Source organism: Pedobacter nototheniae (genome assembly GCF_004335085.1).
In the GTDB taxonomy this organism is placed as follows: domain Bacteria; phylum Bacteroidota; class Bacteroidia; order Sphingobacteriales; family Sphingobacteriaceae; genus Pedobacter; species Pedobacter nototheniae.
This window is the reverse complement of the sequence record NZ_RQRS01000019.1, coordinates 42,835-62,484: the sequence shown is the minus strand read 5'-3', so window position 1 is coordinate 62,484 and position 19,650 is coordinate 42,835. Positions and strand designations below refer to the sequence as shown.

Genomic DNA, 19,650 nt, shown 5'->3' with positions numbered 1-19,650 from the left:
TTAAATTAAAGCGATGAGAATAACAAAGCCATTAACTAAAAGAACCATGTTTGTTTTTAAAAAAATAAAGCATGATGGACTTAAAATGCCAACTGTTCCAGTTAAAACCATAACTGTTATTACCATAAGGCCAACAACGCTTTAGTATTAAAGGTTAATCACAATGCGGTATTTGCTGCATTGTGATTAAATTTATTCCTGATTTATAATCATTCAATAAGTCAGACACTATTTTCTTACTTTTGGGCAGAAAATTACAATCAATTATGCTGCAGATTCAGGAAAATATTTCACTTAAACCATACAATTCTTTCGGTATAGATGTTAAAGCAAGTTTTTTTGCTGAAATATTTAATGAAGATGATTTGAGTAAGCTTTTTGAATCTGAGGTTGTGAAAGCAAATCAGATTTTAATTATTGGCGGTGGAAGCAATATGCTTTTCACTAAAAACTTTGAGGGCTTAATTATAAAAATGAGCATCAAAGGAATTTCAAATGAAATTACTGGTGAAACGGTTAAAGTTACCGCTGGCGCAGGTGAAGTTTGGAATGATTTGGTAAATTATTGTGTGCAACATGGTTTTGCCGGAGTAGAAAATCTGAGTTTAATTCCTGGTACGGTTGGTGCATCGCCCATTCAAAATATTGGAGCTTATGGTGTAGAGTTAAAAGATGTGTTTGAAAGCTGTAAAGCCTTTGAAATAGAAACAGGGATTTTTAAGATATTTAATTTTAATCAATGCCATTTTGGTTACCGCGAAAGTGTTTTTAAAGGAGAACTAAAAGGAAAATACATCATTACATCGGTTACTTTTAATCTAAGTACGCAACCCAATATTAATACATCCTACGGCGCAATTGAGGCTGAGCTTAGCAATAGAAACATTCAAAATCCTAATATTGCAGATGTTTCTTCTGTGGTATCGCATATTCGTGTAAGCAAACTGCCAGATCCTTCAACTATTGGTAATGCCGGCAGTTTCTTTAAAAATCCGGTTATAGAAAAATATGAATTTGCTGATGTTGTAGCAAATCACCCCGATGTGGTACATTATCCTACAGCAGATGGAAAAGTTAAATTGGCAGCTGGATGGTTAATAGAGCAGTGCGGATGGAAGGGCAAAATTGTTGGCCAAACAGGTACCTGGAAAAATCAGGCGCTGGTTTTAGTAAATCATGGCAACGCTACAGGTAAAGAAGTGTATCAATTATCCGAACAGATTATAGACAGTGTAAAGTCTACTTTTGGAGTCACTTTAGAACGTGAAGTAAATATTCTGTGACGAAAAGTAGCTTCAAGGAGTTATTTAGGTTTTGGCACACCATAAATATTTTTTGGTATTAAGTTTGTTTAGTTTTTAGCGAAATATTGGACAATTCATTTGTTTATTAAATCTTACCTAAAGCTAAAACATCATGACAAAATTTGAATTCAATCATCTAGTTAACCATCACTCGGTATCTCTTAGATCTTATGCTTTGAACTTTACAAAAGATGCAGAAGACGCAAATGACCTTGTGCAGGATACTATGCTCAAAGCTATTACGTACTATAACAAGTTTAAAGAAGGAACGAATTTAAAAGGATGGTTGTTTACAATAATGAAAAATACTTTCATTAATAATTATCGCCGCTTGGTTAAAACAAATACTTTAATTACGCAAAGCGAAGATATATCATCAGCAAATCTTTCTTTTAGTGCAACAAAGAATGATGCTGAAAGTAAATTTGTATTAGGCGATATTAACAAAGCATTATCTCAGTTACCTGAAGAATATTACGTGCCATTTATCCGTTATTTTGAAGGGTATAAATACCATGAAATTGCAGATATGTTGCAGATTCCAATTGGAACGGTAAAAACTCGTATTCACGTAGCAAGAGGAATTCTTAAAAAATATTTGAAAACATATTCAAAAGAAATTCAAATCGCCGAATTGGTTTCATAAACCTTAAAATAATTAGAAAAGCCCGAATTTATTCGGGCTTTTTATTTTTAGTTTAATTCGTAATAAATTTGAAATCGAATGATCTTAAAAAGCAAAAGGCCTGGAAATTTCCTGGCCTTTTTTGCTTATCATATATTTGGTTAGTTGATTCTTATTTTGTATTTCAACATCCTTCTCTCTAATTCCGAAACACTTGCTGATTTAAATTTTATTGTCTTTTTTAAAGGGCAAGTACAGTATTTTTGTTTTGTGGTTATAAAGATAAGCGAAATTTTAAATTTGTCAAGTCTTTTTTAGTTTTTTTATTATTTCTTTTGCCACCACTTGTCCTGATATGATTGCAGGAGGTACTCCAGGACCTGGAACGGTTAATTGTCCGGTATATAAAAGATTTGTTACCTTGCTTTTCATGCTCGGTTTTAAGAATGCTGTTTGCTTTAAAGTGTTTGCCAAGCCATAAGCATTACCCTTAAAGGCATGATAATCCTCAACAAAATCATTCATGGCATAACTCCGTTTAAACAGAACATTATCTTTAATGTCGTTTCCAGTTAAATTTTTAAAGCGATTTAACAACAATTCGAAATATTTTTCTCTTTCTTCCTCACTATCCGTTAAACCAGGTGCCAATGGAATCAGAAAAAATAAATTTTCACAACCATCAGGCGCTACCGTAGTATCCGTTATAGAAGGGCAGCAAGCATAAAATAAGGGTTTTGATGGCCATTGTGGATTAGCATAAATTTCTTCAGCATGTTGATCAAAATTTTCGTCAAAGAATAAATTGTGGTGTAAAATATTCTTTAGCTTTTTATTTAAGCCTATATAAAATAACAGGCACGATGGCGCCATTGTTCGTTTATCCCAATAATTAGCATCGTAGTTTCTATATTTTTGCTCCAATAATTTTTGGTCTATATGATGATAATCAGCATTGCCAACCACAAAATCTGTTTTGAAACTTCCTTTAGCAGTCTGAATTTCTTCAGCCTTTCCGCTTTTTACATCTATTTTAGTTACTTCCGTATTGAATATAAACTTTACACCATGTTCTTCGGCTATTTGTTGCATGGCATCAACAATTTTCCGCATTCCACCAATTGGGTACCAAGTGCCTAAAACTAAATCAGCATAATTCATTAAGCTATACAGAGCAGGTGTATTTTGTGGGGTAGCACCTAAAAATAATACAGGAAATTCTAAGAGCTTCCTCAGTTTATCATTTTTAAAAAGTTTATGCACATGTTTCCTCATATTGCCCAACAGTTGCAATTTTATGCCACTTATTGCTAAACGGGGATCGAAATATTCCATCACACTATGAGATGGCTTAAATACGTATTCATTCATGCCAACATCGTATTTGTATTTCGCTTGTGCTAAAAACGAATCAAGATTTTTGCTGCTTCCTGGTTCCAACGATTCAAAAAGCTGATAAAGAGCCTCTAATGTTGCGGGTACATCAAGAGTGTCTTCTTTCCCAAAATAAATCCGATAGGAAGGACTTAATCTTTCAAGTTTATAAAAATCAGATGTGGTTTTACGAAACAGATTGTAATAATTTTCAAAAACATCGGGCATCCAGTACCAACTTGGTCCCATATCGAAGGTAAATCCATCTTTTTCCCAGCTACGTGCACGACCACCAGCCATATTATGTTTTTCAATTACGGTAACATCACAGCCATTTTTTGCTAACAAAGCAGCGGCAGCTAGTCCGGCGAAACCCGCACCAATTACAGTAACATGAGGTTTTTTATTCATTGCTATAAATAAAGTAAATAAACCCGAATTTGTTTGTATAATGTTGATAACAGATAATTAAAAGAAACCTCTTTGTAATAACTATAATGCATGTAAAATGCTTTGTTTTACTATTTTTGCCAGATACATGATTAATTTGAGAGCCATAATTTTATTGTTTTGTGTGTTGGCAACGAGCTTTTGCAAGGCGCAATTGAGCAATAAAGAAATAACCGAGCTAAAAACCAATATGGTTAAGGCGGTAGAAAATTCTAAACTAACGGATTCTCTTTTTAAAAAACTGGATCAACTGCCCAACAAAACGGCTTTAATAACCGCCTATACCGGAACATTGGAAGCATTAAAGGCCAAGCACTCGTGGAATCCCTATAACAAAATTAAATATGTTAGCAGATCATTAAAAACAATGAAGAAAGCAATTAACATGGATAAAGAAAACATGGAGATTCGCTTTATGCGTTTTTCAATTGAGCATTTCACACCTTCTTTTTTAGGATTTAGTAAAGATTTGGATGTGGATAGAAAGGAAATTGTAAAGCACTATCAAAATCATAACTTTGGAAATACAGATGAGGACCTGATTAAAAACGTTGCTAAATTTATGATTGATAGTAAGCGTTGTACGGCTCAAGAAATTAAAATACTCCAAAAAAACTTATAAATGAACTATACCTATTTACTCATTAACATTGCTGTAATATTTTTTCCATTGGTTTTGTCGTTTGATAAAAAAGTTCATTTTTTTAGCAAGTGGAAATTTGTATTTCCTGCAATTTTTTTAACAGGAATTATTTTTCTGGTTTGGGATCTTTTATTCGTGAAACTTAACGTATGGTCATTTAACCCAAAATATTTAGTAGGAATAGATTTATTAGGCTTACCACTTGAAGAAATTTTATTTTTTTTAACAGTTCCCTATGCATGCATTTTTATTTACGAATGCTTAAATGCTTATTTTCCTGCAAATAATTTACAAAAATATAGCTTAGCCTTAAGTAATTTATTTTTAGGATTGTGTGTAGCCATTTTATTTTTTGGTTACCACAAATGGTATACATTAATAAATTTTGGGTTTTTGTTTATTGTTTTGATCTATGTAGAGTACTTTAATAAACAATTTAGGTTTATGTATCGCTTTTATCGTGCTTATGTTGTTTCATTAATCCCATTTTACATCGTTAATGGCTTTTTAACCTCCATTCCAGTTGTAATTTACAATAACAAAGAAATTTTAGGCATGCGGGTGGGAACTATTCCTTTTGAAGATCATTTTTACCTGATGGCACTATTGCTGATGAATGTGTATTTATATGAGTTTTTTAAAAGTAAAGCAGCCAAATAATGGATTTGCCAATATATACCAAACAGCAGCTTGCGCTACGTAATGGACAGGATAAGCCTCAAATTTGGGTAGCCTACAAAGGATTTATTTATGAAGTAACCGAAAGCCGTTTATGGCGTAATGGCAAACATTATGAACATTGGGCAGGACAGGATTTAACGGATGAAATGCCCGATGCACCACATACAGAAACAGTTTTCGAGAAATTTACAATAATCGGCGTTTTAAAATAAAGTTTAAAGTTTGGTAAGTGTAGTATGTTTTAAATCTTTAAAATCTGACGGTCTTTTGCCAACCATCTTTGAAAAAGTATTGCTGAAAGAAGAAATACTGTTATAGCCCACAGAATACGCAATCTCACTAATGGTTAAATCGCTTTCCAATAATTTTTCCATTGCCTTGGTCATTCTTACCAGTTTTAAATATTGGAAGAAAGAAATATTTAATGCCGATTGAAAAATTCGGGATAAAGTTCTTTCACTAAAACCATTGGCAGCAGCTACGCTTTCCAAGCTAAGAGAATCATCGCCAGCGTTTAAATTAATGTAGGCTAAAGATGGTCTTAACCGTTCATTAGCGGTTGTTGGTACAGCAATTGGTAACGGGTTTTGACTTACTACTGGTAAAATATTCTTCAAAGTATTTAAAAAATCATATTCCTGTGTTCCAGGAAAGATATTTCCATTCCATCTTTCAGAAAATAAGAACATTTCCAGTAGTAAATTATTTACAGGATAAATGCCTATTTGCTTGTAAAAAGGGTTGCTTTCGTCAGTTTTTGTGTCAAAATAAATATTACGGGTTATGGCTGCATGGTAGCGATGTTGTAAATGATGCTCAACCCCAGCAGGGATCCAAACATAATGCCTTGCCGGAAGAAAATACGACTTTTCGTCTGTGTGTAAAAATATTACACCACCCTCTACGTAAGTTAGTTGTCCTTTTAAATGTGTGTGATCTTGAAAGCGATCTTCAAACCTGCTGTGCCAAACATACATTGTTTCTGGTTTTTCGTCCAATGCAAATAAAAGCTCTTCGTTGCTAAGTTTCATATTTTGGCTGGTTTGAATAAATATAAGGCTGTTTAGATAAAACAAAGAAACAATTCTTGAGCGAAATTTGCATCATTAATTAACGAATATGAATTTTACAAGGTATAAAAGAGTGTTTTGGATGTGCATATCCCTTCTTTTATCATCCATTTTTAGTTATGCACAAAGTGAAGTCAAGGAAATAACAACGCTCAACATTAATCAGGTTTGGCAACTTGCAGATAGCAATAGCAAAAAAATAAAGATGCAACAGCTTGATGTGCAAACCGCAGAAGCAAAGGTAAAAGTAGCTAAAGCAGAACGTTTGCCCGAAGTAGAAGCAGATGCAGTTTTAGCGCATATTTTTGAAATGCCTATTTATGAAAACGGACTTTTCCATACTCCATCGCAATATCCAGTAGAGCCGAAGTATTATAAAATTAGTGCCGATGCTTATTTAAATCTGTACAATGGAGGGAAAACAAATCGTGAAATAGAAGCTTCTAAAACAGAATTACAGATTTCGAAAGAAAAACAAGGCGCTCAAACTCAAGAAATACACTACACTGCAGCAGTTTATTTTTATGATGTATACAGAAATCAATCCTATAAAAAATTATTGGAGCAGGATATTAAAGAGCGGGAAAAACAGTTGCTTGAAATTGGGCATATGTTTAAAAATGGAGCGGTTTTAAAAAGTGATGTTTTGCGTGCCGAACTTCGCTTATCCAAGCAAAAAATGCTATTAACAGAAATTGAAAATAGCATCAGTATAGCAACCCAAAAATTAAATCTTTTAATCGGGAAGGAGGAGCAAACGGTTATTAATCCAGTTATTTCTGATGGTGATGAAAAAGACTTTTTAAAAGGAATGGCAGAATATATGGACCGAGCAAATTCAAATTCTTTTCAGGTCAAAATCTCTGAGAAAGAACAGCAATTAGCAGAATTGAGGTTGAAACAAGTTAAATCAAATATTTTGCCTTCATTGGGTTTATTTGGAGAATACGCCTTTGCTTATCCCCAAATTCAGTTTTACCCTTATTCGCTTTCGCTATACAGTAATGGAATGGCTGGTTTAAAGTTAAAAATTCCGATTTCATCGTTCTACAACAATAAAAATAAGGTGAGAGCGGCAACTTTACAACTTAAAAAACAACAGGTGGAAGATGAGGATGTGAAAGAACGCATTAAGCAAGAAGTGCAAGAATATTACTTGCGGTATACAGAATCTTTAAAAAGGATAGATGTGGCGCAAGAGAATATTAAACAAGCTTCAGAAAGCTATCGTATAGTGCAAAATACCTATTTCAACCATTTATCGCTTTTAACTGATCTTTTGGATGCCGAAACGCAATTATTGCAGTCTCGTTTCGAATTGACAACCGCTCGTGTTAATGCAAAAATTCAATATTATCAATTACAAAAAGTCGTAGGAACGTTATAAAAATGATTACTAAAACACAAAATAAAACCGATAAAATTATTACCAGAATTACCACGGCTATTGCTTGTTTAGTATTGGCTATTTTACTTTTTTGGGGCGGGAAAACCGCGATTCATTATATGCGATATAACGATACTAATGATGCCCAGATTGATGAATATATTAACCCAATTACGGCAAGAGCAAGTGGTTACGTAAAAGAAGTTAGATATGAGGAAAATCAGGAGGTTAAAAAAGGTGATACTCTTTTGATAATTGACGACAGCGATTACGCAGTACAGCAAAATGAGGCTTCCGCATCTTTATTAAATGCAAAAGCACAGGTTGCAGTATTAAAAAGCAACGTTCAAACAGCAGCCACAACGGCGGCGGTAAGTAAATCGAAAATTGATGCAGCTAAAGCTCGTTTGTGGAAGCAACAGGAAGAATACAACCGTTATAAAAAACTGTACGATGTAGAATCTGCAACCCGCCAGCAATTGGAAGCAGTAGAAAGTGCACTGGAAATTGCCAAGGCAGACTTAGCTGCGACTAAGGAAGAATATGCAGCTGCAACTTCTAAAACAAATGATATTAGATTGCAATCCGAAGTGCTTTCTTCTGAAATTAAAAGGAGAGAAGCTGTAGTGGATAGAAGTAGTTTAAACTCTTCATACACGGTAATTGTTGCGCCATATAACGGCAAAATGGGGAGGAGAACAATCCAAATAGGTCAAATGATTCAATCAGGCCAAACTATTGCATATATCGTAGATCGTGATGCAGGCAAGTGGGTTATTGCAAACTTTAAAGAAACTCAGGTTGGAAAAATGTATGTGGGCGAGCCTGTCGAAGTTCAGGTTGATGCTTTTCCAGATCAAACCTTTTCTGGCAAAATCGAATCGCTTGCTGGTGCTACAGGTTCTCGGTTTTCGCTACTTCCACCTGATAATGCTACAGGTAACTTTGTTAAAATTGCCCAGCGCATCCCAGTACGTATTCTTTTGGATGGTGAAGCTAAAAAAATGACTAACCTAAACGCAGGAATGAGCGCAGTAGTAAAGGTTAAAAAAACAGATCATGAATAACCCTGTTTTAATATTTAAAAGCTGGGCGCCTGAATGGCTTATCCGCTTCGGGATTCTTTTTTTGCTTTTAGCCTCGGTACTATTGTTTGCGCTTTCTACGGCTGATGGAACCGCTGCGGCTGGTTATTATGGTATGGAGCCTGCCGATGTTCAATTTTCTTTATTGCTTTTTTATGCTGCCGTTGCCAGCTTTACTGCGCTGGAAAGGCGATTTTATGAACGCATTCAGACAAAAGAATACTTGCTGATTTGTATTGTTTTAGAAATTCTAATTGCTTACGCCTGTTATAATACTCGCGAAATTTGGTTGGTATTTACCTTTAGATTTATGCAAGGAATTGTAAATTGTGGAATTACCAGTATATGCTTAAATCTGCTTTTTAGTCGCCTAAAGTCTGAACATTCAAGAGAGGTAGGTTACACTATTTTTTACGGGATGATTTTATGTGTTTCTCCAATTACAGGGTTATTTGCCGCTCCTTTAGTAGAAAACTACGAGTATAATATTTTGTATAAAGCCATTATATTTTTCTTTTTGCCAAGTGCCGCATTGCTCTATATTATGCTAAATAGGGTTAATGTTTTAAAGCATAAGCCGTTATATCAGTTAGATTGGGCTAGTTTTTTACTTTTCGCAAGCATGCTTATTTTAATTGCTTATGTGCTGGTTTACGGTCAGCAAAAAGATTGGCTTGATGATTCTGGAATCATCTTTTGTATCCTTGCAATTTTAGGTTTGTTTTTGGTTTCTATTTTCAGGCAATTGAGTTTAAAAAGACCAACGGTTGATCTTGCTGTTTTTAAATCGCGAAATTTTAGCATTGGCATTGTCTTTCTTATTATCCTTTATATAATTAGAGGGGCTTTTTCTTTAACAAATACTTATTTTATATCTGTTTTAGGAATGGATTCTTTACATGCTAACGAACTAATGGTATTTAACATCGCTGGTGTAGGTGTTGGTTCTTATATTTCTATAAGATTTTTAACCAGGCAAAAAGGATTAAGAATGTTGTGGATTGCTGGTTTTTCTCTATTACTGATTTTTTTCGGTTTAATGTGCTTTTTATTCGCAAGCGAAGCTGATGCAGAAACATTTATACTACCACTATTTTTGCAAGGATTGGGAGCAGGCATGGTTATGTCGCCAGTTGTAATGTTCATTATTTCATCTGTACCATCCAATTTAAGTCAATCTGCAGCTTCCGTTGGTGTATTTGTAAGGTTTAGTACCTTTAGTTTGAGCCTTGCCTTTATTAATTTTTTTCAACTGTTTTTTAAGGGCACCCACATCAATAGTATGGAGAAAGGGTTAACATTGATAAATCCTGCCATGCAAGATCGTTTAATAGCTTATCAAGCGGCATTGTCTGGAAGAGGAATGTTAAAAGATGAAGCAGTAAAAGCCGCTACAGGCTTGTTGAGTAAAGCGGTTCAAAAGCAATCCTTTTTAAGTTTCTGTGTAAACTATTATGAAATGATTACCGTTTTATGTTTAATTACGATTGTAATTATTGGTTTGCAGCCCGTAATTAGTAAAACTATTATTAATGTTAAAGGCAAGCACCCAGCCCCAGCAGGGTTTTAATAGTAGAGGGTCTGTTGCAGACCCTCTAAACTTATTTATGCTTCTATTGTGAAAGAACTTAAATTCACAAATTCATTAATTCTTGCAGCCACTTCCTGATCAGTTAAGTTTAGCAATCTTTCATTTCCAAATTTTTCAACACAAAATGAAGCCAATGCAGAGCCATAAATAATTGCATTTTTCATGTTGTTGAAGTTAATGGTGCCAACTTTAGCTAAATAACCAATAAAACCACCAGCAAATGTATCACCAGCGCCTGTTGGATCAAAAACCTCAGCTAATGGAAGTGCAGGAGCAGAGAATATTTGATCCTCATGGAACAATAAAGCGCCATGCTCACCTTTTTTGATAATTAAGTATTTAGGGCCCATTGCTAAAATTTTCTTAGCAGCCTTAACTAAAGAATATTCACCCGATAACTGACGAGCCTCAGCATCGTTGATGGCTAAAACATCAACCATTTTAATGGTTTGTAATAAATCATCCATCATAATGTCCATCCAAAAGTTCATGGTATCCATTACAATTAACTTAGGGCGATTTTTTAGACGGTTTATTACTGTTTGTTGAACAACAGGTGTTAAGTTGCCTAACATTAAGTATTCGCAATCTTGGTAGCTCTCCGGAATAATTGGATCAAAATTTTCCAATACATTTAATTCAGTAATTAAAGTATCGCGGCTATTCATGTCGTTATGGTATTTGCCCGACCAAAAGAAAGATTTTTCTCCTGCTTTAATCTGTAGACCTTCGGTATCAATCCCGTGTTCAGTAAAGGTATCAATTGCCTCTTTTGGGAAATCATCGCCAACAACGCCAACGATTTTTGTGTTTTTATAGAAGTAAGAAGCTGCTAAACTTGCGTAAGTTGCAGCGCCACCTACAATTTTATCTGTTTTCCCGAAGGGAGTTTCAATAGCATCAAAAGCTACACTACCTATGATTATCAGGCTCATATAAATTATTTTAAATTATTTTAAATTTTTTTCTCTGCAAATATTGCATAAATAATTTAAAAGCCCTAATATTGCATTCCCAAAACGAACAAGGGTATGTGTACTGAAAAGCACATTTAAACTTGATTTTTGGAAAACCAGCACTCCTTCTTAGCTCAGCTGGTTAGAGCATCTGACTGTTAATCAGAGGGTCGCTGGTTCGAGCCCAGCAGAGGGAGCCAAAACCCGCAACGAAAGTTGTGGGTTTTTTGCATTTAGGAGATTAAGGATTTATTCTTAGTTTAATTGAATGAAATTCTTCAAAAGGCTTAGGTAAGCTCTATTATTTTCTTAAAAGAGATATTTTAATTGCGATTAATATAATTCCATAAAGATAATATTTACGTCTAATAACAATCGAATCATAGCATATAAAATATGTAATAAAGGGTAAGTAGATTATGAAATATTCGATAATTTTCTAGTCATCATTACCAGTCATTAAACTATTTTCATCAGCTAAAGTCATAATAAAACACACGGCATAAAGCTTGATTTAATTTTTAATTTAAAAAATTTAGGTTATGAAAAAGATTATATATGCGCTGCTCTTTATGGTTATGGTTTTTAGTTTTAGTGCCTGCGTGGTCAGTGCACGTGCCCCAAGGGCTTACTGGGTTAGAGGACATTATAATGTTGATCCTTATGGTTATCGCCACTGGGTACCTGGTCATTACCGTTAAAATAAAATTGTTGTTTTTCGCCGCCATAAATAAAATTTGTGGTGGCGATTTTTATTTTAAAACACCTATTACATAAAGAATCTAATTCTTGGTTTAAATTACAGGAATAAATAATACATTAGCAGCAATAACACTCATCATATATGCAGGAAGAAATTCTTTTACAAATAAGCCTTAAAATTAGAGAACGACGTAAAGAACTTGGTATTACCGTGCAGGAGCTTGCAGATAAGGCTGAGGTAAGTAAAGGACTTATTTCTCAAATCGAAAACAGCCGTACCATCCCATCATTAATGGTTTTGATGGATATTATTAAAAGTTTAGAAATAGATCTCAATAGCTTTTTTAAAGATATTAATTTTCATAAAAAAGATGCACCAGTACTAGTTAAAAGGAAAGATCAATATCAAAAATTTGAAAAAGAACAAGCAGTTGGTTTTAACTATTCGCGTATTTTAACAAAAAGTATTAAATTTTCTACCGCTGATTTTGTTTTGCTTGAACTTGAGGTAAATGCACACAGGCCAATGGTTAAAACAGAAGCTTTCGAGTTTAAATACATGATAGAAGGTAAGGTAGAATATCAGTTTTCTAAAAAGAAAATTGTACTTGAAAAGGGTGATTCTATGCTTTTTGATGGCCGACTTTCTCACACACCGGTAAATGTTGGAAATACCAAAGCTTTAATGCTTGTGGTTTATTTCTTCGAGTAACATTTTGTAAACAATGTTTATTTATACTTAACAAATATTTACCTTCATATTCATATATGGCTTTTACTTTTAGCCATAAAATGAAACTATGAAAAAATATTTAAGAATTACATTTGTACTGCTCTGCCTTTCGGTATTTGCACAGGCTCAGGTTAAAAGGGCTAAACACATTATCTTAATCGGTTGTGATGGTTTTGGTGGGTACGCCCTAAAAGATGCCAACATGCCTGCCCTAAAAGGTCTAATGGCAAAAGGGTCATGGACGGATAAAGCCCGCTCGGTATTGCCGTCATCTAGTGCTGTAAATTGGGCATCTATGTTAATGGGGGCAGGGCCAACGGAGCACGGTTACACCGAATGGAATAGTAAAGTGCCCGAAATTCCTTCAGTAACTAAAACTGCTTATGGCTTGTTTCCTGGTATTTTTAGTGTTATAAGAGATCAAAAAAAGCAAGCTAAAACAGCCATAATTTATAGTTGGAGTGGTATTGGCTATTTGTTTGAAAAAGATGCAGTAAATATTATTGTCAATGGTAAAGAAAAGGATGATTTCTGTGCAGATACTGCCGCAACAATTATTAAAGTTGAAAAACCATTCTTTACTTTCATACATTTTGATGAACCTGATGGCACGGGGCATGGTATAGGACATCGTACACCTGCATATTACAAACAACTTGAATCCGTAGATAAACGCATTGGCAAAATTGTTAAAGCCGTTGAAGATGCTGGTATAGCAGATGAAACAATTATTTTGGTAACAGCAGATCATGGTGGAACAGGTAAGGGGCATGGCGGTAAAACCCTGGATGAAGTGCAAATTCCTTGGGTTATTGCTGGACCAGGAGTTCGCAAAAACCATGAAATCAAAAGTGCAATAATTACTTATGATACAGCCGCAACTTTAGCTTGGATAATGGGATTGGAGCAGCCTCAAAGCTGGAGAGGTAAGCCTGTAGGTGAGGTGTTTGCGAAATAATTAAATCCGTTTTTCTATTAGCTTAACAATTTGATAACTTAAACATTGTTTATTATTTATAAACAATGTTTACTATTGTGGCTTAATAAATGGCTACATCCTTTAATTTATTGATGTAGATTTAAAGGTATAGTCATTGTTTTAATATAGTAGAGCTAATATTTATATAAATCTATGCAGCTTTAAGAGCTTAGCTTAGATTACAAAACACGAAAAATGAGTAATAAACATTTCGATCTTATTGTAGTTGGTGGTGGTATACTTGGTACATTTCACGCTTACCATGCGTTAATCGCTGGTAAATCAGTTTTGCAATTAGAAAAAGATAATTTCCCGGTAGGTGCTACAGTTCGTAATTTTGGGCAAGTGGTGCCTTCTGGTATGGAAGCCGAATGGTTTGAATATGGGGTAGCCGGATTGGAAATTTATAAAAATATTCAGCAGGAATTTGATATCTCGGTCAGAAATAATGGTAGTGTTTATATTGCTTCTGATGAAGGAGAACAAACGCTGATTCATGAGTTAAAGGCGCATTACGATTTAATAGGCTATCCAACAGAATTATTAAGTAAGGAAGCTATTTTAGCAAAATATCCAGCCATTAAATCATCCTATGCTAAGGAAGCACTTTTCTTTCCGCAAGAAATTAGTGTAGAACCAGGATTAATGATTAGAAACCTGCACAGCTACATGCAAGGGAAGTTTAGCCAATACACACTTAAATATAATAGTCCAGTTACCGCTTGTGATGCAAAAGGCGATGGTGTTATAGTCGGTTTAAAAAATAATACAGAAACTTATACAGGTTCAAAAGCAATTATTTGCAATGGATACGAGTTTAAATTACTATATCCAGAATTATTTAGTGAAAGTGGAATTGTTGTAAGTAAACTGCAAATGATGCGCAGTATACCCATGCCCAACGTTAAACTTGATGGCAACATATTAACTGGATTAACCATTAGAAGGTATGAAAGCTTCGAGCATTATTGTCCGTCTTTCAAAACAATTTCTATGCCTGATTCCTTTGATGAACTTAAAAAGTGGGGCATCCATATGTTATTTAAAAAAGCTGCAGATAACAGCATTATTATTGGCGATTCTCACGTATATGCTGACGTAAATCACTTCGATGATCTTGGTTTTGATTTAAGTAGCCACATTAATGAGTTGATGTTTAAAGAAGCAGAACGAATTGTTGATTTCGATGTTAGAAAACTTCAAAGTACTTGGGCAGGATTTTATCCTCAGCATCCAACTAAGCATATTGTAGAGTATGATTTAGAGAATAAAATACATATTCGTACGGCAATTGGAGGTAAGGGAATGACGGCAAGTGCAGGTTATGCGGCCGAAAGCATCAATAAAATATTTAGTTAAGCAGATTTATTGAAGAAAAACCATAAGAATTTGTTTTAGGTTTTAACTGGTAATTATCTTTAAATCAGGAGGATATTTTCATTCAAAAAACAAGATGAAAATTTATGCGTATTTTAATTAAAATGATTTTCATTTAAATTTTGTAGAAATAATTTAAATCCCTAATATTGCACTCCCAAAACAAGTAAGGGTATATGTACTGAAAGGTACTTTAAACTTAGTTTTTTTTGGAAAGACCAGCACTCCTTCTTAGCTCAGCTGGTTAGAGCATCTGACTGTTAATCAGAGGGTCGCTGGTTCGAGCCCAGCAGAGGGAGCCAAAGCCCGTAACGAAAGTTGCGGGCTTTTTTGTTTTATGGCTGCTTTATGTTTAATTCGCCAAATGTTCCGCTCTTTGCAACTAATAATATCAATCTTAAAATTTACTGTCTACACTCCATTTGTGCTCTGGTAATGTGGCTAGTAATAAGCTAGAAAAGCTGACTACAAAAACAGAATAATTAAAAGGCGCTCTATAATCTGCAAAAAATAGCATACTCAATGCAAAAATTAAAGTAAGGATAAAGCTACCGTAAGCAGCCCATTTAGTTTTTAAGCCAATTATGAGCATAATTCCAAAAATAACTTCACCAATAGTGGCAACAGCTCCAGAAAAAGAAGCTAGCTGTCTATTTAAATAGGGCATTAAAGAATTTGTATAATTTATAAAATTGGTCCAATTTCCCCAGCTTACAACATAACCACCTGGAGAACCAAGCACGCCTAGTCTGTCTAATACGGGGAAAATAAAACCAATACCGAGCGCTAACCTTAATAAAAACTGCGCTTTTGAAGTTGAGTTATTCATTATTAGTGTTTTAAATGTTTACAATATTACTTTAAATAAAGGTTGAAAAAATTAATCTAGTTTAAGAAACGAGTTTAATCCGCTTTATTAACTTTAATGAGAATCAAACGCAGGTGCTGTTAAAGCTTTAAATGGAAAATTAATGAGTAGAAGATGAACTAAAAACACTAAGTTTATCCAATTTTAAACCAACTAATCAAATTAAATACATCGAGTTCTATTGTTAAAGCCGTAGCCTCAATTTATTCGCAAAACATCCTTAATATGAACAACAGAATTTTTAGTATCGTAATTATTTTATTTGCTTTTTCTTTGGCAGGCAAAGCACAACAAACTAAAGCTGTGCAAAATAATAGTGCAGTTAAAGGTGCTCAAAAAACCTTATATCAAGAGGTATTTGAAGCAGATAGCTTACTTTTTAACGCTTTTAATAACTGTGACACCACAACCTATAAAAAGTTTTTTAAAGAAGATCTTGAATTTTATCATGATTTAGGCGGATTAACAGTCGGGATCGAAAATGAATTGAAATCTGTTAAAGAAATGTGTGCAAGAGGCAACCACATTAGGAGAGAATTAGTTAAAAGTAGTTTAGAGGTTTATCCCTTAAAAAATTATGGCGCTGTAGAAATTGGTGTTCATAATTTTTATCATACTAATAAAGGTGAAACTGAAAAACCAAGTGGTACATACAAATTTGTTCAGGTTTGGGAGAAAAAAGATGGTCAGTGGAAAATCTCCAGAATCATTAGTTACGGACACGACCATATGAATAATAATTAAACTTTTAAGGCATAATATTAAAACCCGGATGATAAGAAATTAGCATCCGGCTTTTTATTTTTAGGGCTTTATTTACAAAGTAAGCCATGTGTTGATTTAAATTTGTCTTCTGGCTAAATCAACAAAAATTTATGAAGCCCTATTGATTTCTATTAGTAGTTATTTGCCATTGTCACAATCAACTTTAAAACAGTTAAATAACGATAGTAAACCATTCAGAAGGCTACTTTTTCATCTTTTGCCAATAATTATTTAGAAAAAGAAAAGAAGTATGATTTTTGCTTTACAGTAATTAATCAGATTAAGGCTTATGATACGGAAGATTTTTTACACCACATTTCTGCTATTACTAAATTTACTTTGCTTTGGGCAAAAGTTAAATGGACTATCAGATTTTGATTATGCATATCAGAAAGAATTAAGAGCAGAAAACGAAGCGCTTACTGCCAGAATAAAAACTTTCCCAGCCGATGTACAGGATTTTAACAAGAAAGTAGCTCTTGCGGTAAGAAACAATAACCTTAGTGAGGCTTTGAGCTTAACAATGGCAATTGATTCTATGTATCCTAATTTGGCAGATGTTAAAAATTTTAAAGGCAAATTACTGATTAAAAAAGGTGATGCAGATGCCGCAGTTAATGCTTTTAATGAAGCCATTAAGCTAAATCCAAGTAATAAATGGTTTTATATAAATGCTGCAACAGCCATGGCCGAGCAAGGCAAAAATAAGGAAGGCTTAAATATGATAGGCAAACTTATTGCCAAAATTCCAAACTGGAGCATTGCGTACAATGTAAAAGCAGCAATACTCCATAGTGCAGGGCGAAACCAAGAGGCATTGCTTGCCTATACAAAAGGAATTAGTGCCCTGCCGAAAAGTGCGCAAATTCTAACCAATCGTGGTGATTTGTTCCTTTTTCTTAAGCAAAAAGAATTGGCTTTAAAAGATTATCATAATGCTTTAAAGATACAGCCAGATTATCAATTGGCTAAAAGTAAGCTAGATGCATTAGAATAAATATTAATTTTCAATATTATTTGGAATTATTCTAAATAATAGGATATTTGTCTACATCTCAATAAGATTAAGAAATAGCCTATGTGTAACACAACCATTCTTGTTCAAAAAGGAAATATTTCCATTACAGAGTGCCGCAATTGTAAGGTGCTTAATATTTGGCGTGCAGGTGTACTGATGAATTTTTCATTTAGCCAGTTTGATGCATTTAATTATGCTACACAAAAGCTCAACTTTGATGATTATTTAGAAACTGCACCCAATGGAAATGAGATTGTAATTCTTTCTACTCCTTTTCCTGATATTAGTTTAGTGTTTACCAGAGATGAATGGGAGATCTTTTTTGTTGCAATTCAGGAAGCCGTTTATATGCAGCAAATTTATAGCCTGGTGCATGGCTAAATCAGAAAAAAGGAATAATTAGGTTTAAAAGCATAATGAATAGCTTCTTGTTAAGCTTTCTTATCGCTTTGTTTAATACCTTTGCCTAAATAATCTGTACAAGATTTAGGCTATTCTTTTTATTCTTAATGAAACCATACTTACAAGTCTTCGATTTTTCGAAAAAGATAAACTATAAAACCGAAATTTTAGCGGGCTTAACTGTTGCTATGACAATGATTCCTGAATCGTTATCGTTTGCAATTTTAGCAGGCTTCCCACCTTTAACAGGTTTATATGCCGCTTTTATTATGGGCTTGGTTACCGCAATTTTAGGTGGCAGGCCAGGGATGGTTTCTGGTGGTGCTGGCGCTACTGTAATTGTACTTATTGCATTAATGAAAACGCAAGGCATTGAATATGTTTTTGCTGCGGTTGCTTTAGCTGGCGTTTTTCAAATTTTAGTGGGTTTGTTTAAGCTTGGCAAATTTATCAGGTTGGTACCCCAACCCGTTATGTTTGGCTTTGTTAATGGCTTGGCGGTAATTATTTTTATGTCTCAGCTTGAGCAGTTTAAAACAGTTGTTAATGGGCAGGTTACATGGATAAGTGGTTCGCCGTTATGGATTATGTTGGGCCTGGTTGCACTAACCATTTCAATTGTTTTAGTTTGGCCTAAAATTACAAAGGCCGTACCGGCTTCCTTAGTTGCTATTATTATTGTTTTCATTGTTGTTTTAACCTTTGGAATTGATACCAAACTCGTTAAAGATATTGCTTCAGTAAGTGGTGGTTTTCCAGCTTTTCATATTCCTAATATTCAATTTAACCTGGAAACACTTAAAATTATTTTCCCTTATGCATTAATTATGGCTGGTGTAGGTTTAACTGAGGGATTATTAACGTTAAACCTTGTTGATGAAATTACACAAACAAAAGGAAATGGAAACCGTGAGAGTATTGCACAGGGTACAGCAAATATTTTAAATGGATTTTTTACGGGGATGGGTGGCTGCCCTATGATTGCACAAACGCTGGTAAATTTATCAGCAGGAGCAAGGGCACGACTATCTGGCATTATTGCCTCGTTAACTATTCTTATTATTATATTAGTAGGCGCTCCAGTAATTGATCGTGTACCTATGGCGGCGTTGGTTGGCGTAATGGCTATGGTGGCGATTGGTACTTTTGAGTGGATGAGCTTTAAGGTAATCAACAAAATGCCTAAGCAAGATATTTTTGTAGGCATTTTAGTGGCGGTAATTACCGTGTGGCTTCATAACCTTGCATTGGCTGTACTAATTGGTGTAATTCTTTCTGCATTGGTTTTTGCCTGGGAAAGTGCAAAAAGAATCAGAGCAAAAAAATATATTGATGAACAAGGCATAAAACACTATGAAATTTTTGGCCCTTTGTTTTTCGGTTCCGTTGCTGCATTTAATGAGAAATTTGATTTGGCAACAGATCCAAACATAGTTATTGTAGATTTTAAAGAAAGTAGAATCTTCGATATGTCTGGTATTGATGCATTGAGTAAACTCACTGATCGCTATGCCAAAGCAAATAAAAAACTTCATTTAAAACATTTAAGTGCAGATTGTAAACTTCTCCTTAAAAATGCTGATGATGTAATTGAAGTTAATATTATCGAAGATCCTACCTATCGGATTTAATCGGAAATA

Annotated in this window: 21 protein-coding genes and 2 tRNA genes; 19 read left to right on the top strand and 4 right to left on the bottom strand. The window is 34.2% G+C overall.

The window, feature by feature from the left end; translation table 11 throughout:
- Positions 1-13: 13 nt before the first annotated feature.
- From EHC72_RS23220 to EHC72_RS16295, 3 genes are all read left to right on the top strand, one after another.
- On the top strand, positions 14-145 hold the full coding sequence (locus tag EHC72_RS23220; RefSeq protein WP_255535851.1) for a hypothetical protein: 132 nt from the start codon (positions 14-16) through the stop codon (positions 143-145).
- A gap of 121 nt (positions 146-266) precedes the next feature.
- Entirely contained in the window at positions 267-1,283 is a 1,017-nt protein-coding gene (murB, locus tag EHC72_RS16300; protein WP_131538773.1) for a UDP-N-acetylmuramate dehydrogenase, read from the top strand.
- 133 nt (positions 1,284-1,416) lie between these two features.
- Complete coding sequence (locus EHC72_RS16295; protein WP_131538772.1) at positions 1,417-1,950, top strand: RNA polymerase sigma factor; 534 nt, start codon at positions 1,417-1,419, stop codon at positions 1,948-1,950.
- A gap of 282 nt (positions 1,951-2,232) precedes the next feature.
- On the opposite strand, the gene EHC72_RS16290 is transcribed toward EHC72_RS16295, so the two are convergent.
- Positions 2,233-3,714, bottom strand: a complete 1,482-nt coding sequence (locus EHC72_RS16290) for a phytoene desaturase family protein (protein WP_131538771.1) — start codon at positions 3,712-3,714, stop codon at positions 2,233-2,235.
- A gap of 127 nt (positions 3,715-3,841) precedes the next feature.
- Here EHC72_RS16290 and EHC72_RS16285 point away from each other — a divergent pair, with 127 nt between their 5' ends.
- From EHC72_RS16285 to EHC72_RS16275, 3 genes are read left to right on the top strand one after another with little or no spacing between them, the layout of a single operon-like run.
- Positions 3,842-4,375: a hypothetical protein gene (locus EHC72_RS16285; RefSeq protein WP_131538770.1), complete on the top strand. Its 534-nt coding sequence runs from the start codon at positions 3,842-3,844 to the stop codon at positions 4,373-4,375.
- Entirely contained in the window at positions 4,376-5,056 is a 681-nt protein-coding gene (locus tag EHC72_RS16280; protein ID WP_131538769.1) for a lycopene cyclase domain-containing protein, read from the top strand.
- Positions 5,056-5,289, top strand: coding sequence for a cytochrome b5 domain-containing protein (locus tag EHC72_RS16275; protein ID WP_131538768.1), 234 nt, complete (start codon positions 5,056-5,058; stop codon positions 5,287-5,289). Before EHC72_RS16280 ends, EHC72_RS16275 begins: the two co-directional genes overlap by 1 nt.
- Positions 5,290-5,292: 3 nt before the next feature.
- Here EHC72_RS16275 and EHC72_RS16270 read toward each other — a convergent pair whose 3' ends face one another.
- Positions 5,293-6,108, bottom strand: a complete 816-nt coding sequence (locus EHC72_RS16270) for a helix-turn-helix domain-containing protein (protein ID WP_131538767.1) — start codon at positions 6,106-6,108, stop codon at positions 5,293-5,295.
- Between the two features lie 88 nt (positions 6,109-6,196).
- Between EHC72_RS16270 and EHC72_RS16265 the strand changes: the two genes are divergently transcribed.
- Genes EHC72_RS16265 through EHC72_RS16255 form a run of 3 tightly spaced genes read left to right on the top strand, consistent with a single transcriptional unit; the run spans position 6,197 to position 10,189 of the window.
- Complete coding sequence (locus EHC72_RS16265) at positions 6,197-7,534, top strand: TolC family protein (RefSeq protein ID WP_131538766.1); 1,338 nt, start codon at positions 6,197-6,199, stop codon at positions 7,532-7,534.
- A 2-nt stretch (positions 7,535-7,536) separates the two neighbouring features.
- Positions 7,537-8,601, top strand: coding sequence for an HlyD family secretion protein (locus EHC72_RS16260; protein ID WP_131538765.1), 1,065 nt, complete (start codon positions 7,537-7,539; stop codon positions 8,599-8,601).
- Entirely contained in the window at positions 8,594-10,189 is a 1,596-nt protein-coding gene (locus tag EHC72_RS16255; protein WP_131538764.1) for an MFS transporter, read from the top strand. The genes EHC72_RS16260 and EHC72_RS16255 overlap by 8 nt, the downstream gene beginning before the upstream one ends.
- A 35-nt stretch (positions 10,190-10,224) precedes the next feature.
- Here EHC72_RS16255 and EHC72_RS16250 read toward each other — a convergent pair whose 3' ends face one another.
- Positions 10,225-11,145 (bottom strand): PfkB family carbohydrate kinase, encoded by a 921-nt coding sequence (locus EHC72_RS16250; RefSeq protein WP_131538763.1) that lies wholly within the window; start codon positions 11,143-11,145, stop codon positions 10,225-10,227.
- Positions 11,146-11,289: 144 nt separating this feature from the next.
- Between EHC72_RS16250 and EHC72_RS16245 the strand changes: the two genes are divergently transcribed.
- The 6 genes from EHC72_RS16245 to EHC72_RS16225 all read left to right on the top strand — a co-directional run bounded on the left by EHC72_RS16245 (position 11,290) and on the right by EHC72_RS16225 (position 15,259).
- Positions 11,290-11,366: transfer RNA gene (locus EHC72_RS16245), tRNA-Asn, on the top strand.
- Positions 11,367-11,708: 342 nt separating this feature from the next.
- Positions 11,709-11,867 (top strand): hypothetical protein, encoded by a 159-nt coding sequence (locus EHC72_RS22710; protein WP_165585848.1) that lies wholly within the window; start codon positions 11,709-11,711, stop codon positions 11,865-11,867.
- 143 nt (positions 11,868-12,010) lie between these two features.
- Complete coding sequence (locus tag EHC72_RS16240; protein WP_131538762.1) at positions 12,011-12,580, top strand: helix-turn-helix domain-containing protein; 570 nt, start codon at positions 12,011-12,013, stop codon at positions 12,578-12,580.
- 88 nt (positions 12,581-12,668) lie between these two features.
- Positions 12,669-13,559: an alkaline phosphatase gene (locus tag EHC72_RS16235; RefSeq protein WP_131538761.1), complete on the top strand. Its 891-nt coding sequence runs from the start codon at positions 12,669-12,671 to the stop codon at positions 13,557-13,559.
- 216 nt (positions 13,560-13,775) lie between these two features.
- Positions 13,776-14,939, top strand: coding sequence for a TIGR03364 family FAD-dependent oxidoreductase (locus EHC72_RS16230; protein WP_131538760.1), 1,164 nt, complete (start codon positions 13,776-13,778; stop codon positions 14,937-14,939).
- 243 nt (positions 14,940-15,182) lie between these two features.
- Positions 15,183-15,259 (top strand) — tRNA-Asn (locus EHC72_RS16225).
- 95 nt (positions 15,260-15,354) lie between these two features.
- Here EHC72_RS16225 and EHC72_RS16220 read toward each other — a convergent pair.
- Positions 15,355-15,786, bottom strand: coding sequence for a DoxX family protein (locus tag EHC72_RS16220; RefSeq protein ID WP_131538759.1), 432 nt, complete (start codon positions 15,784-15,786; stop codon positions 15,355-15,357).
- Between the two features lie 264 nt (positions 15,787-16,050).
- On the opposite strand from EHC72_RS16220, the gene EHC72_RS16215 reads away from it, so the two are divergent.
- From EHC72_RS16215 to EHC72_RS16200, 4 genes are all read left to right on the top strand, one after another.
- The gene (locus EHC72_RS16215) at positions 16,051-16,569 is read left to right on the top strand and encodes a nuclear transport factor 2 family protein (RefSeq protein WP_131538758.1); all 519 of its coding nucleotides are present in this window, start codon (positions 16,051-16,053) and stop codon (positions 16,567-16,569) included.
- Between the two features lie 310 nt (positions 16,570-16,879).
- Positions 16,880-17,587 (top strand): tetratricopeptide repeat protein, encoded by a 708-nt coding sequence (locus EHC72_RS16210; protein ID WP_131538757.1) that lies wholly within the window; start codon positions 16,880-16,882, stop codon positions 17,585-17,587.
- An 81-nt stretch (positions 17,588-17,668) separates the two neighbouring features.
- Entirely contained in the window at positions 17,669-17,989 is a 321-nt protein-coding gene (locus EHC72_RS16205) for a hypothetical protein (RefSeq protein WP_131538756.1), read from the top strand.
- A 128-nt stretch (positions 17,990-18,117) separates the two neighbouring features.
- Positions 18,118-19,641: a SulP family inorganic anion transporter gene (locus EHC72_RS16200; RefSeq protein WP_131538755.1), complete on the top strand. Its 1,524-nt coding sequence runs from the start codon at positions 18,118-18,120 to the stop codon at positions 19,639-19,641.
- The last annotated feature ends 9 nt before the right edge of the window (positions 19,642-19,650 follow it).